Origin of the sequence: Paracoccus sp. M683 (assembly GCF_007096355.1) — a bacterium.
In the GTDB taxonomy this organism is placed as follows: domain Bacteria; phylum Pseudomonadota; class Alphaproteobacteria; order Rhodobacterales; family Rhodobacteraceae; genus Paracoccus.
This window is the reverse complement of record NZ_VKDF01000001.1, coordinates 333,513-345,994: the sequence shown is the minus strand read 5'-3', so window position 1 is coordinate 345,994 and position 12,482 is coordinate 333,513. Positions and strand designations below refer to the sequence as shown.

At 63.9% G+C, this 12,482-nt stretch carries 13 protein-coding genes; 10 read left to right on the top strand and 3 right to left on the bottom strand.

The window, feature by feature from the left end; translation table 11 throughout:
* The first annotated feature begins 33 nt into the window (after window positions 1-33).
* From FNJ84_RS01605 to tcuB, 3 genes are read left to right on the top strand one after another with little or no spacing between them, the layout of a single operon-like run.
* On the top strand, window positions 34-738 hold the full coding sequence (locus FNJ84_RS01605; protein ID WP_143791159.1) for a GntR family transcriptional regulator: 705 nt from the start codon (window positions 34-36) through the stop codon (window positions 736-738).
* A complete protein-coding gene (gene tcuA / locus FNJ84_RS01600) occupies window positions 728-2,137 on the top strand; it encodes an FAD-dependent tricarballylate dehydrogenase TcuA (RefSeq protein ID WP_143791477.1) in 1,410 nt (469 codons plus the stop codon). Before FNJ84_RS01605 ends, tcuA begins: the two co-directional genes overlap by 11 nt.
* Window positions 2,127-3,233: a tricarballylate utilization 4Fe-4S protein TcuB gene (gene tcuB / locus FNJ84_RS01595; RefSeq protein ID WP_143791158.1), complete on the top strand. Its 1,107-nt coding sequence runs from the start codon at window positions 2,127-2,129 to the stop codon at window positions 3,231-3,233. The genes tcuA and tcuB overlap by 11 nt, the downstream gene beginning before the upstream one ends.
* 18 nt (window positions 3,234-3,251) lie before the next feature.
* Here tcuB and FNJ84_RS01590 read toward each other — a convergent pair whose 3' ends face one another.
* A complete protein-coding gene (locus tag FNJ84_RS01590) occupies window positions 3,252-3,986 on the bottom strand; it encodes a sulfite exporter TauE/SafE family protein (protein WP_143791157.1) in 735 nt (244 codons plus the stop codon).
* Between the two features lie 418 nt (window positions 3,987-4,404).
* On the opposite strand from FNJ84_RS01590, the gene FNJ84_RS01585 reads away from it, so the two are divergent.
* The 4 genes from FNJ84_RS01585 to FNJ84_RS01575 are packed head-to-tail and all read left to right on the top strand — an operon-like array spanning window position 4,405 to window position 7,204.
* Complete coding sequence (locus FNJ84_RS01585) at window positions 4,405-5,220, top strand: TRAP transporter substrate-binding protein (RefSeq protein ID WP_255471002.1); 816 nt, start codon at window positions 4,405-4,407, stop codon at window positions 5,218-5,220.
* On the top strand, window positions 5,221-5,394 hold the full coding sequence (locus FNJ84_RS22295; protein ID WP_255471001.1) for a hypothetical protein: 174 nt from the start codon (window positions 5,221-5,223) through the stop codon (window positions 5,392-5,394).
* Complete coding sequence (locus tag FNJ84_RS01580) at window positions 5,394-5,903, top strand: TRAP transporter small permease (protein ID WP_143791476.1); 510 nt, start codon at window positions 5,394-5,396, stop codon at window positions 5,901-5,903. Before FNJ84_RS22295 ends, FNJ84_RS01580 begins: the two co-directional genes overlap by 1 nt.
* A complete protein-coding gene (locus FNJ84_RS01575) occupies window positions 5,900-7,204 on the top strand; it encodes a TRAP transporter large permease (RefSeq protein ID WP_143791156.1) in 1,305 nt (434 codons plus the stop codon). The genes FNJ84_RS01580 and FNJ84_RS01575 overlap by 4 nt, the downstream gene beginning before the upstream one ends.
* Before the next feature lie 18 nt (window positions 7,205-7,222).
* On the opposite strand, the gene FNJ84_RS01570 is transcribed toward FNJ84_RS01575, so the two are convergent.
* Complete coding sequence (locus FNJ84_RS01570) at window positions 7,223-8,170, bottom strand: LysR family transcriptional regulator (RefSeq protein ID WP_143791155.1); 948 nt, start codon at window positions 8,168-8,170, stop codon at window positions 7,223-7,225.
* Window positions 8,171-8,272: 102 nt separating this feature from the next.
* Between FNJ84_RS01570 and FNJ84_RS01565 the strand changes: the two genes are divergently transcribed.
* From FNJ84_RS01565 to FNJ84_RS01555, 3 genes are read left to right on the top strand one after another with little or no spacing between them, the layout of a single operon-like run.
* Complete coding sequence (locus FNJ84_RS01565; protein ID WP_143791154.1) at window positions 8,273-9,451, top strand: cytochrome P450; 1,179 nt, start codon at window positions 8,273-8,275, stop codon at window positions 9,449-9,451.
* Between the two features lie 44 nt (window positions 9,452-9,495).
* Window positions 9,496-9,819, top strand: coding sequence for a 2Fe-2S iron-sulfur cluster-binding protein (locus FNJ84_RS01560; protein ID WP_143791153.1), 324 nt, complete (start codon window positions 9,496-9,498; stop codon window positions 9,817-9,819).
* A 15-nt stretch (window positions 9,820-9,834) separates the two neighbouring features.
* The gene (locus tag FNJ84_RS01555) at window positions 9,835-11,001 is read left to right on the top strand and encodes an NAD(P)/FAD-dependent oxidoreductase (protein WP_143791152.1); all 1,167 of its coding nucleotides are present in this window, start codon (window positions 9,835-9,837) and stop codon (window positions 10,999-11,001) included.
* 19 nt (window positions 11,002-11,020) lie between these two features.
* Here FNJ84_RS01555 and FNJ84_RS01550 read toward each other — a convergent pair whose 3' ends face one another.
* Window positions 11,021-12,379 carry a PLP-dependent aminotransferase family protein gene (locus tag FNJ84_RS01550; protein WP_143791151.1) on the bottom strand — a complete coding sequence of 453 codons (1,359 nt, stop codon included), beginning with the start codon at window positions 12,377-12,379 and terminating at the stop codon, window positions 11,021-11,023.
* Window positions 12,380-12,482 lie beyond the last annotated feature (103 nt).

The window sequence follows — 12,482 nt, the reverse complement described above, 5'->3', positions numbered from 1 at the left end:
CGCATTTGTATCCGATTGTATACATCTGGATGCATGAAGGAAAAGAACAAAATCTCTGCCTCTGAAAAAGAATCGGCGCAGCGCCCCTTGCAGGGCGATACGGCCTATGAACGGCTGTGTGACGAAATCAGGCTGGGCAAGCTGCCGCCCGGCGCACGGCTGACCGAGACCGAGATCGCGACGCGGCTTGCCATCAGCCGCACCCCCGTGCGCGAGGCGATCCGGCGGTTAGAGGCCGACGGTCTGGTCGATCATCAGCCGCGAACCGGCGCCGTCGTGCGTAAGCTGGACTATCCCGAAATCATGGAGCTGTATGAAATGCGCACCGTGCTGGAGGGCACGGCGGCGCGGCTGGCGGCACGGGCGGCCTCGCCTGTCGAGTTGCAGGAATTGCAGGCGATCAACGACGAAATGGCGGCGGCCATGGATGATCCTGCCGCGCTGGTGCGGCTGAACCGGCAGTTCCATCTGCGCCTGCAAGACGCCGCGCGGAACCGCTTTCTGCTGAAATCCATGGCCTCGGTCGAAACGACGCTGATGATCCTTGGCCCCAGCAGCATGGAAACCCCGGACCGCGCCCGGCAGGCGCTGGCCGAGCATGACGCCCTGTTGCAGGCGCTGACTGCCCGCGATGGCGCCGCGGCCGAGGCTGTCATGCGCAATCACATAGAAAACGCCCAGTTGGCCCGGCTGCGCCTGTTGCGCCGCGCTGACAAGGAAACAGATGATGACAATTGACGATCCTGCGCGGCTTGGCGCTGAAACCTGGGATGTGGTGATCGCGGGTGGCGGCAATGCCGCGCTTTGCGCCGCGATCGAGGCCGCCGAAACCGGCGCTCGCGTGCTGATGCTGGAAGGCGCACCGCAGCCCTATCGCGGGGGCAATTCGCGCCATACCCGCAACTTTCGCTGCATGCATCACGGCGCGCTTGGCCCGTTGGTGGAAACCTATGACGAGGAGGAATTCTGGCAGGATCTGCTGCGCGTGACCGCCGGCAAGACGGATGAGGGGCTGGCGCGACACGCCATCCGCACCTCGGCCGAGTGCCTGCCATGGATGCAGGATCATGGCGTTCGCTTTCAGCCTTCGCTGGCTGGCACCCTGTCGCTGGATCGCACCAACGCCTTCTTTCTTGGTGGCGGCAAGGCGTTGGTCAACGCCTATTACCTGACGGCGCAGCAGCTTGGTGTGTCCGTCGTGTATGAGGCACAGGTTCGCCATGTGGGGATCGAGGGCGCGCGTGCCACGCATATGCAGGTCGAGATGGCGGGACAAAGCGTTCGGGTGGTTGGCCGCACCTTTGTTCTGGCCTCGGGCGGGTTTCAGTCCGATATCGACTGGCTGGCGCGGGCATGGGGGCCATCGGCGCGGAACTTCCTGATCCGGGGCACGCCGTATAATCGCGGTGTCGTGCTGCGCGATATGCTGGATCAGGGCGCCATCAGCGTTGGCGACCCGACGCAGTGCCACGCCGTCGCCATCGACGGGCGCGCGCCGCAGTTCGATGGCGGCATCGTCACCCGGCTTGATTGCGTGCCGTTTTCCATCGTGGTCAACCGCGATGGCCAGCGTTTCTATGACGAGGGCGAAGATGTCTGGCCCAAGCGTTACGCGATCTGGGGCCGGCTGGTGGCGGCGCAGCCCGATCAGGTTGGCTATTCCATCATCGACAGCCGCTCGATCGACCTGTTCATGCCCTCGGTCTATCCGCCCATCGCGGCTGACAGCATTGCCGAACTTGCGGGCAAGCTGGGCCTGCCGGTGGATGCGCTTTCCGCGACAGTGGCTGGTTTCAACGCCGCCTGCCGCCCCGGCGATTTCCACCCCCAGGAACTGGACGGGCTGGCGACCGAAGGGCTGGATCCGCCCAAGACGAACTGGGCGCGGCCCATCGAAAAGCCGCCCTTCTATGCCTATTCTCTGCGCCCCGGCGTGACCTTCACCTATCTTGGGCTGAAGGTCGATCAGCGCGCCCGCGCCACCGGCCCCGACGGGCCTTATGACAATATCTGGAGCGCCGGAGAGATGATGGCAGGCTCGATCCTTGGTCAGGGTTATCTGGCAGGGTTCGGGATGACCATCGGCACCGTCTTTGGTCGCATTGCCGGACAGGAGGCCGCCGCCCATGTCTCTTGACGTAACTTTGCAGACCGATCCGGGGGCGATCTCGACCGATCCGATCCAAGAGGCGCGGCGCCAGATCGAAATCTGTAACGCCTGCCGCTATTGCGAGGGGTTCTGTTCGGTCTTTCCGGCGATCACCCGCGACAAGGTTTTCGCCTCGGGCGATATAACCCAGCTTGCCAATCTGTGCCATAACTGCCGGGGTTGCTATTACGCCTGCCAATATACGGCACCGCATGAATTTGACCTGAACCTGCCGCGCGCCCTGGCCGCCGCCCGCGTGGACAGCTGGGAGCGTTTTGCCTGGCCGGGCGGGCTGGCGCGGCTGTTCCAGTCGCGTGGCGAGGCGCTGGCCGTCGCCATGGTCATGGGCTTTGCGCTGATGTTCCTGATCATCGCGGCGCTGCCGGGCGAAGGCGCTGGTTTCTATGCCTGGCTGGGCCACAGCGCCATGGTGGCGATCTTTCTGCCGGCATTTCTGCTGCCTCTGGCGGCCATTGCGATCGGGTTGCGGAAATACTGGCGCGAGGTCGGTGGCCAGCGGATTTCCGTGGCCGATGTAAAGGAGGCGCTGTTGTCAGCGGCGCAGTTGCGAAACCTGTCAGGCGGGCAGGGGCAGGGCTGCAACTTCGAAAAGGCCGAGGCTTTCTCGGATGCCCGGCGTCATTGCCATCAGGCGGTGATGTATGGCTTTCTGCTGTGCTTTGCCGCCACCTCGGCCGGGACGGTGCTGCATTATGTCTTTGCCATGCCCGCGCCCTATGGCTTCTGGTCGCTGCCCAAGCTGCTGGGCGTTCCCGGTGGCATTCTGCTGGTGATCGGCTGTGCCGGCCTTCTGGTGCTGCGCGCCAAGGCCGATCCAGACCTGGGTGCGCCGGGGCGCGCGTCTGGCGAGCGTGGCTTTATCTGGCTTTTGGGTCTTACCGGGCTGTCGGGGTTGCTGCTTTATGCCTTGGGCGGCACGGCGCTGACCGGCGTGATGCTGGCCTTGCATCTGGGCAGCGTGCTGGCGCTGTTCCTGCTGACGCCCTATTCCAAGATGGCGCATGGCTTCTATCGGCTGGCCGCGCTGATCCGCGAGGCGCAGGACGCGCGTGCAAGGGGGTAGGCGGAGGGCGGGGGGCGGCTACAATGCCTTGTAGATCAGCCCGGCGGCGATCACGAACAGCAGCACCATGATCAGCCGATCGAACAGCTGCGGTGGAACGTAACGCACCAGCCATCCGCCCACCGGCATCCCCAGAAACAGCGGGACACAGGCCGCTATGCTGATCAGGAACCGCTGCCCGTCCAGCACGCCAAGGCTGAACAGCGTGGGCAGTTGAACGATGGCCATCGCGCTGAACAGAACCGAGATGATGGCGATGAACTGCCGCCGTTCCAACCGCAGTGCGTGCAGGAAGGTCATCGAGACCGGCGCCGAGATCCCGGCCGAGCCCTGCAAAATACCGGCCAATACACCGACCGGCAGAACGATGCGCCGCGCCACCGCGAAATCCAGCCCCCAATCGGGCTTGGCCAGACGAAACCCGATATAGACCAGGGCCAGCAGGCCGACCGTGATCGACAGGATATCCGAGGGCAGATTGGCCAGCAGGACCGATCCGATCAGCGCCCCTATCCCCGCCCCAACGGCCAGTTGGATCAGAAAGCCCCGCTCGGGCAGGGCGGCGCGGTATTGCCAGACCTGCCAGATGTTCGACAACAGGGCCGGCAGCACAAAGACGGACACCGCATAGGGCACGCCGAAATAAATTGACAGCAACGGGATCACGACGACCGGGGTTCCGGCCCCGATGGCCCCTTTCAGAACGCCACCAAGCGCGAATGCGATCATCGCAACGACAAGGCTCTCGACCATTTTGCCTGTTTTCCCCCGTTTTCGACCTGCCGGGTGGGCCGGCATTGGGGATGGACTAGCGCCGGAAAGGGTGTGGGGGCAATCCCTTGCCGGCGATAAGTACAGATGTTCATTCAATATAAGAACTCTGCCACTTTTGTCTGATATTGCCTCGTTCCGGTGATCTGAGAATCTGTTGATCGACATGTAAGATAGTGAATTATAATCATTATATTTCACGGAAATTGGTCGACGCCTGCTGTTTGCAGCTATTCCGGGGCAGAAACAGATGCTGTATTGCTGTGCATTATAATAGCCAAATCTTATGAAGCGCCGTCAAATTTGAATATGCGAAGCGGAAACTGACCGACTAGGTTGCGCGGACCGTCCACAGGAATGGGGCTGATCCATTCGCCGGACAGCAGGGAGGAAGCTGACCATGATTTCGATCCGTGATCTGACCATCGCCGCCGGCCTGGCCGTCGGTATTGCCGCGCCGTCCGGTGCCGCTGCGCAGGAACTGAAATTCGCCAATTACACCGCACCGACCCACACCATCACCGCATCGGTGATCGACAAGCTGAACGAGGCCGTCAGCGCCGCCACCGATGGCGCCGTCACCGTTCGCGGCTATCACGGGGGCGAGCTTGGCTCGGGCCCGGCCGATCAATATGTGCGCGTGGTGCAGGGCGTGGCCGACATGTCCTGGGGGCTGCCCGGTTATACTTCGTCGCAATTCCCCAAGACCATGATCGTCGAAATGCCCGGCATATTGCCGCTGGACCAGCCGGCCTATCCGGCGCTGCTGCGCGCCTATGACGACAATCTCGCGGGCGAGTTCCCGGCCACCATTCCGCTGGCGCTGTGGGGATCCGAGCCGAATATCTTCATCATGAAATCGGCGCAGATTCGCACTCCGGCCGACCTGAAGGGCCTGAAGATCCGTGTTGCCGGCTCGACCGCGGGCGAGGCGATCAAGGCTTTGGGCGCGACCCCGGTGCAGATGCCGATGACGCAGGTTTATAACGGCTTGCAAACCGGTCTGATCGACGGCGCGATTTCGGGTGTTTCGACGCTGATCGACTTCAAGCTGGACGAGGTCGCAGACAGCCTGACCCTGGGTGCGAATATGGGCCGGCTGACCTTCTATACGGTGATGAGCCAGGCCAGCTATGACAAGCTGTCGGACGAGGCCAAGGCGGCGCTTGACGCCATCGGCGGCGAAGAACTGTCGAAATCGGCCGAGGATGCCTAGATGACCACCGCCAATGCCGCGCTGGAGGCCGCCCGTGCTGACAGCCGCAACACGGTTATCGACCTGACCCCCGAAGAGGTCGAGGCCTTTGCCGCCGTCCTGACGCCGGTGACCGACGCCTATGTCGAAGCTGTCGGCGGCGCTGATACGCTGACCGCGATCCGGGGCGAATGATGCTGCCCGCGCTGAGGGCGTTCACGGACAGGCTGATCAGCCTGTCCGCCTGGCTGGGCACGGTCGCGCTGCTGTTTCTGGTGGGCGTCGTGCTGGTGGATGTCGTCGGCCGGTCCTTTGGCAGCCCGCTTTATGGTGCGCTGGACATGGAGACCATGGCCTTCGTCATCGTCGTATTCGGCGGCATGGCGCTGTGCGACAAGCAGGGCGGACATATCTGTGTCGACCTGTTCGAACGCTATTTCTCGCCCCGGCTGAACCATCTGATCGACATCGTGGTCGATCTGCTGGGCGGGGTGATCTTTATGGTCATTGGCTATGCGGTGATCAAGGCCGCGCAGCTTAGCGCGATGCTGAACCTGCGGACCAACCTGCTGGGCCTGCCTCTGGCATGGTTCCAGTGGGCGCTGGTCGCGCTGGCCTTGATCACCGGCCTGGCGCTGCTGTTGCGCGCGGCCGAGTTCATCATCACGGGTCGGTCCGAACATGAAGTGAGGCGTGTTGAATGAGTCCCGTTGCCATTGCCCTGACCGGCGTATCGCTGCTGCTGATCCTGCTTGCCTTCCGCATTCCCGTGGCCTTTGCGATGTTCCTGATCGGGTTCGTCGGCATCTGGGCACTGAACGGGTTGAATGCGGCGCTTGGTCTGCTGGCATCCGAATCCTTTACCCTGTCATCGAATCCCGAACTGATCGTCATCCCGCTGTTCATCCTGATGGGCAATGTGGCCAGCATCACCGGGATGAGCCGCCGTTTATACGAGGCCGCCTATGCCATCATCGGCCAGATGCGTGGCGGGCTGGCTGCCGCCACGGTGATCGGCTGCGGCGGGTTTGCGGCGCTGTCGGGGTCGTCGGTCGCCTCGGCGCTGACGATGGGCAAGGTCTCGCTGGCGGAAATGGACCGCTATGATTACGATCCGCGCCTGTCCACTGGGGTGGTGGCGGCGGGGGGCACCCTGGGCATCCTGATCCCGCCTTCGACCGGCTTTGTCATCTATGCCATCCTGTCCGAACAAAGTATCGGCCGGCTGTTTCTGGCCGGGGTCATTCCGGGGCTGCTGCTGCTCAGCATGTTTCTCGTGACGATCTGGGTTCTGTGCCTGATCCGGCCGCAGATGGGGCCGCGTGGTCCCGCCACGACCATGGCCGAGAAAAGCCGGGCGGTGTTCAACGCGCTGCCGATCATCGTGCTGACACTACTGACCATCGGCGGCATCTATGGCGGGTTCTTCTCGCCGGTCGAGGCCGCAGGTGTGGGCGCCGGCGCGGTGGTGATCCTGGGCTTTGTGTCCCGCACCCTCAGCCTGGCGCAATTGTGGCAGGCGACGCGGGACAGCATCGTCACGACGGCATCGGTCATGCTGATCCTGATCGCGGCACATATCTTCAACCCGTTCCTTGCGCTTAGCCATATCCCTGATTTCGTCAAAGAGGTAATCACCTCGCTGCCGCTTGGGACCATCGGTACGCTGATCGTGATCCTGCTGATCTATATGGTGCTGGGGACCTTCCTTGAAGGTTTCGCCATGCTGGTGCTGACCCTGCCGATCTTCGTGCCGATCGTGACGGGTCTTGGCATCGACCTGATCTGGTTCGGCGTGCTGGTCGTGCTGACGCTGGAAATGGGGCTGATCTCGCCGCCCGTGGGGATCAACGTCTTTATCGTGAAATCGGTCGCGCCCAAGGTGCCGCTTGGCCAGATCTTCGTCGGCGTCATGCCCTTCTGGGTGGCGATGCTGGTGACGCTGGGGATTCTGGTCGCGTTGCCGCAGCTGTCGCTGTTCCTGCCAAGCCAGATGATGCAATGACCATTCGCCGCGCCGGGGCTAGTTTGCCTGTGGCGCGGCGGGCCGCAGATCTCCCAGATCGCCAAGTTCGCGCCTGAGGCCGATCACCACGCCCCGCATCCACTGATGCATCGCATCGGCATGAAAGCGCGGCGGCCAGACCAGCGTGATGTCGAATTGCCCACGCACCGGGCAATCGACGATCCGCAGCCCCTGACCGATCTGATGCGCCAGCCGGCGCGGCACCGTCGCCACCAGCGTCGATCCCTGGACCAGCCGCGATACCCCGGCCGGACTGGGCACCATCAGCGCCGGGCGCAGCCGGTGCCCCATGGCCTGCAATTCCGTGATATAGGGCGAGACCCAGTTTCCCTCATAGGTGATGTCGATCAGGTCCAGCGACAGATAGTCGTCGATGCTCAGCGCCGTGTCGGCCTTGGGATGGGCGGGGTCCAGCAGGCAGACATAATCCTCGCGGCACAGCCGGCTGACGTAAACGCCGGTCTGCACCGTGGGTCGCGGGCCGATCAGCAGATCGGAATCGCCGCGCAGCATACGTTCCGGCCCGGTGCCGCGCGCGTTTATCACCACCAGCTCGATCCCTGGCGCATGTCGGCGCAGCTCGCGCACCAGAAGCGGCACGATCAGCAACCGCTCGTAGTAATTGCAGGCCAGCGTCAACCGCTGGCGGGTGCGGGCCGGGTCAAATTCCTCGGGGCGGGCCAGGCGGTCCAGCGTCGCCAGCATCGGCCGCACCTGCTCGATGATCTGCCGGCAGCGATCGGTGGCGATCTGCCGCCCCTTCTCGCGCACGAAAAGCGGGTCGTGAAAGGCGCTGCGCAGCCGCTCGACCGTATAGCTGATGGCGGATTGGTTCACGCCGATCTCTTGCGCCGCAGCTGTGAACGAGCCGGAATCATGCACGGTGCAAAGCGTCCTGAGCGTCGCGAAATCCAGGCTGAGAGGGTCGGCGGCAGGGCGTGTCATCACGCTGTCCATCAATGGATTTGATGGGCATGATAAAATGCATCGCATTGATGCATAGTCAAGCGATTGCTAGCGTGAATCAGCCAGCGAGAGGGGGGAAATATGCCGCTAGCACCTGTGAATGACGACATCAGCTTTGATCAACTGACGCTGGATCCCTATCCGATCTATCGCCGCATGCGGGCCGATACGCCCGTGGTCCGTGTTCCGTCGGTCCATCGGACCTTTCTGGTCAAGGCGGCGGATACCAAGATGGTCAAGGACGACCCCGAGTTGTTCAGTTCGGACGATCCGCGCACGCCGATGCAGCCGGCCTTCCGTGCCCATACGCTGATGCGCAAGGATGGCGCCGACCATTTGCGCGAACGCAAGGCGATGATGCCCGCGCTGACGCCCAAGGTCATCCAATGCGAATGGGCCCCGCTTTATGAAAAACTGGCGGTCGAATATCTGGACCGGCTGCCCAAGGAAGGCCCGGCTGATCTGTTCACCGACCTTTGCGGCCCGGTCGCCGCGCGCATTCTGGCCCATATCCTTGGCATCCCCGAGGCGACGGATGAACAGATGATCCGCTGGTCGCAGAACCTGATCGACGGATCGGGCAATTTCGACTGGCGCCCCGAACCGTTCGAGGTCACCGACAGGGCCAATGACGAGATGAACGCCATGTTCGACAAGGTGGTCGACCGGGTGCGGGCCGAACCCGATGCCTCGGCTTTTTCGGTCATGGTGAATGCCGATGATCCGATTCCGCGCAGCCAGATCTATTCCAACATCAAGATCGCCATTGGCGGCGGCATCAATGAACCGCGCGATGCGCTGGCCACGCTGGTCTATGGCATGCTGACCAATCCCGACCAGTTGGAACAGGTCCGCGAGGGCGACGATTGGGGCAAGGCCTTTGAAGAGGCCGTCCGTTGGGTTGCGCCGATTCAGGCCAGTTCCCGTCTGGTGACGCGCGACACGCAGATCCGCGGCTTTGACATCCCCAAGGGCGACACGGTGATGACCATCCAGGCATCGGCCAATCGCGACGAAGAGGTGTTTGGCGACAATGCCGAGGATTTCATAGTCTATCGCGACAAGAACCAGCATCAGGCATTCGGCAACGGTCCACATCACTGCGCAGGTTCCCATACGGCGCGCCGCACCGTGGGCAAGATCATGGCGCCGCTGCTGTTCGAGCGGTTCCCGAACATGCGCCTGCCCGACCCTTCGGCGGTCATGTGGCGCGGATTTGGTTTCCGCGGCCCGATCAACATGCCGGTCATCATGGGCTGACCGGCCCTCAACCAGCCAGACTTAACGCCAGGGAGAGAACACCAATGGTGAAAGTGACCTATATTGCCGCTGACGGAACCGAAACCACGGTCGAGGGCGACGAGGGCAGCAGCGTCATGCATGCGGCGGTTGCCCATGATGTCGACGGGATCGTCGGTGAATGTGGCGGCTCGATGATGTGTGCGACCTGTCATTGCTATGTCGACGATGCCTGGATCAGCAAGACGGGCGAGCGTCAGCATGACGAGGATGACATGCTGGAAGGCGCCGCCAGCGAGGTGCGTGCCAATTCGCGCCTGTCCTGCCAGATCAAGCTGACCCCGGCGATGGACGGCCTTGTCGTCCATATGCCGGAAGAACAGTTCTGATCGGGGTCGGTGGCCATGCTGCAAGGACCGGTCGTTATCGTCGGTGCGGGGCAGGGCGGGCTTCAGGCCGCCGCCTCGCTGCGCCAGCTGGGCTATGGGGGGCAGCTGACGCTGATCGGGGATGAACCCGGTCTGCCCTATCAGCGCCCGCCACTGTCCAAGGCCTATATGCAGGACGGCAAGCCCGAGGCGCTGGCCCTGCGCGCGGCCGAGTTCTATGCCTCGAAGGATATCCGTTATCTGCCCGAAACGCGGGTGACGGTGATCGACCGGCAGGGCAGCCGCGTGGTGACCAGTGCGGGCGAGCTGCCCTATGAGCATCTGATCCTTGCCACCGGCGCCGGCAATCTGCGCCCGCCGATTCCGGGGCTGGACCGGGCGATGGATCTGCGCACGCTGGCCGATGCCGACCGGCTGCGCGACCGCATCCAGGGCAAGCGCCGCTTTGCCGTGATCGGCGGCGGCTTCATCGGGCTGGAATTTGCCGCCGTGGCCCGCAAGTTAGGGCATGATGTGACGGTGGCCGAGGCCGCGCCCCGGCTGATGTCCCGCGCCGTCTCGCCGCAGATGTCACAATTGTTCCTGGACATGCATCGCCAGATTGGCACCACCGTTCTTTTGGGCGATCCCTGTGCTGCGCTGGATCCGCGCGGTATGGCGCTGGCAGGTGGCGCGCTGCTTGAGGCGGATGACGTTCTGCTGGCCGCCGGTGTGCGCCCGCACAGCGCCCTGGCCGAGGCCGCGGGCCTGGCATGCGACAATGGCATTGCCGTGGATGAGCAGCTGCTGACTTCGGATCCGCAGATTTCGGCACTGGGCGATTGCGCCAGTTTCCCCGATGCCCGCAGCGGCCGGCGTGTCCGGCTGGAAAGCGTTCAGGCGGCCACCGATCACGCCCGCCACATCGCCGCCCGGCTGACCGGCGGAACGCCCGGCGCCTATGCCGCGCTGCCGTGGTTCTGGTCGGATCAGGCGGATTTCAAATTGCAGATCGCGGGCCTTGCCCAGCCCGAGGACCGGGCCGAGCAGATGGCGGATCAGATCGTGTTCCGTTTTGACGCCGGGGACAGGCTGACGGCGGTTGAAACGGTGAACAATGCCCGCGTGCATATGAAAACGCGCAAACTGCTGGGGGCCGGACAGCCCGTCACCGCCGATATGGCACAGGCATTGTTGGCCTGATCGGCTTGCCGGGTGGTCCTTAGACGACCATCCCGGCCCCGATCGCGGGCTGGCCGATCAGCTGTGCCAGCTGATCCAGCCCGTCTTCCAGATCGCTCCGGTCCAGCGCGACACCAAGCGAGACCCTGACGGCGTGGACGGGTTGTGCCCCGGTGGCAAAGGCCGCCGAGGACACGACCGAAACACCGGCCCGCACCGCATGGTCCGCGAAATCGGCTGCGCGCCAGTGATGCGGCAGGTGCAGCCACAGGTGATGCCCATGGGGGTCGGCGGCAAAGTCGCAGCCCGACAACACCCTGCGCGCCAGCCGCTGCCGGGCGACGTTCTCGGCCCGGACGGCCAGCGCGATCTGTTCAAGCCGGCCATCGACGATCCACCTGCCTGTCAGCGCCGCCATCAGCGGCGGCGCCATCAGCACGGTGGCGCGCAGTGTGGCGGCCAGCCGCAGGGCCTCGGTCGGGTTGGGGGCGACGACATGGGCCACGCGCAGCGTCGGCGTCACGCATTTCGACAGCGAGGCGATATGCCAGCACCGTTCTGGTGCCAGTTCGATCAGCGATGGCAACCGGGTGGGTCGCAGGGGCGCATAGGGATCGTCCTCGAAGATGGTCACCTGATGCTGCCGGGCCAGCGCGACCAGCGCGCGGCGGCGGTCCGCGGGCAGGGTGGCCGTTGTCGGGTTGTCGATGCTGGGTGTCACATACAATGCGCGAATTGTATGGCTGCGGCAGGCACGGTCAAAGGACTCGGGCAGCAGGCCATCCGCGTCCATGTCCAGCGGGACCAGGTTCAGCCCCTGCTGCGCGGCAATCGCCTTCAGCCCCGGATAGGTCAGCGCCCCCGTCGCGATTGACTGACCGGCGCGCAGCAGCGTGGCGCATAGCGCCGACAGCGCCCCTTGCGCGCCTGCCGTCACCAGCACCCGGTCGGCCGGGATCGGTCCGGTCCGCGTTTCCAGCCAGCGCGCGGCGGCCTGGCGGCTTGGCGGCGTGCCGGTGCTGTCCTGATATTGCAGCGCCATCAGCCCTCGGGGGGCATTCAGCAACGCCGCCAGATCCTGCGGGATCAACTTGCGAAAGTCGATGGATTCAGGCTGCGGCGGCACGTTCATGCTGAGGTCGATCAGCCGCCCCTCGCTGGCCATTTCCTCGCTGACAAAGGTGCCACGCCCTGCCTGCGCCGAGATCAGCCCGCGCCGCCGCGCCTCGTTGAAGGCGCGCGTCACCGTTGTCAGATCGACGCCCAAAGCCTCGGCCACGGCGCGCTGCGGCGGCAGGCGATCACCCGGCATGACCCGCCCGGCGCGGATATCGGCATCCAGCGCCTCGACGATGCCCAGATATTTCAGCCGCGCGGGCGCGGATCGCGGAACCCACATGTGATTTCTACCTTCTGCATATGCGTCTTATGTATTGTATGGGCATTGACATGTCAAATCCATACAATATATACCATACGCATAGCGAAAGCGATTCTTCGCC

What these genes read in the sequence shown, in the direction of transcription:
- FNJ84_RS01605 (WP_143791159.1), top strand. Translation starts at nt 34, where the DNA reads ATGAAGGAAAAGAACAAAATCTCTGCCTCTGAAAAAGAATCGGCGCAG.
- tcuA (WP_143791477.1), top strand. Translation starts at nt 728, where the DNA reads ATGACAATTGACGATCCTGCGCGGCTTGGCGCTGAAACCTGGGATGTG.
- tcuB (WP_143791158.1), top strand. Translation starts at nt 2,127, where the DNA reads ATGTCTCTTGACGTAACTTTGCAGACCGATCCGGGGGCGATCTCGACC.
- FNJ84_RS01590 (WP_143791157.1), bottom strand. Translation starts at nt 3,986, where the DNA reads ATGGTCGAGAGCCTTGTCGTTGCGATGATCGCATTCGCGCTTGGTGGC.
- FNJ84_RS01585 (WP_255471002.1), top strand. Translation starts at nt 4,405, where the DNA reads ATGATTTCGATCCGTGATCTGACCATCGCCGCCGGCCTGGCCGTCGGT.
- FNJ84_RS22295 (WP_255471001.1), top strand. Translation starts at nt 5,221, where the DNA reads ATGACCACCGCCAATGCCGCGCTGGAGGCCGCCCGTGCTGACAGCCGC.
- FNJ84_RS01580 (WP_143791476.1), top strand. Translation starts at nt 5,394, where the DNA reads ATGCTGCCCGCGCTGAGGGCGTTCACGGACAGGCTGATCAGCCTGTCC.
- FNJ84_RS01575 (WP_143791156.1), top strand. Translation starts at nt 5,900, where the DNA reads ATGAGTCCCGTTGCCATTGCCCTGACCGGCGTATCGCTGCTGCTGATC.
- FNJ84_RS01570 (WP_143791155.1), bottom strand. Translation starts at nt 8,170, where the DNA reads ATGACACGCCCTGCCGCCGACCCTCTCAGCCTGGATTTCGCGACGCTC.
- FNJ84_RS01565 (WP_143791154.1), top strand. Translation starts at nt 8,273, where the DNA reads ATGCCGCTAGCACCTGTGAATGACGACATCAGCTTTGATCAACTGACG.
- FNJ84_RS01560 (WP_143791153.1), top strand. Translation starts at nt 9,496, where the DNA reads ATGGTGAAAGTGACCTATATTGCCGCTGACGGAACCGAAACCACGGTC.
- FNJ84_RS01555 (WP_143791152.1), top strand. Translation starts at nt 9,835, where the DNA reads ATGCTGCAAGGACCGGTCGTTATCGTCGGTGCGGGGCAGGGCGGGCTT.
- FNJ84_RS01550 (WP_143791151.1), bottom strand. Translation starts at nt 12,379, where the DNA reads ATGTGGGTTCCGCGATCCGCGCCCGCGCGGCTGAAATATCTGGGCATC.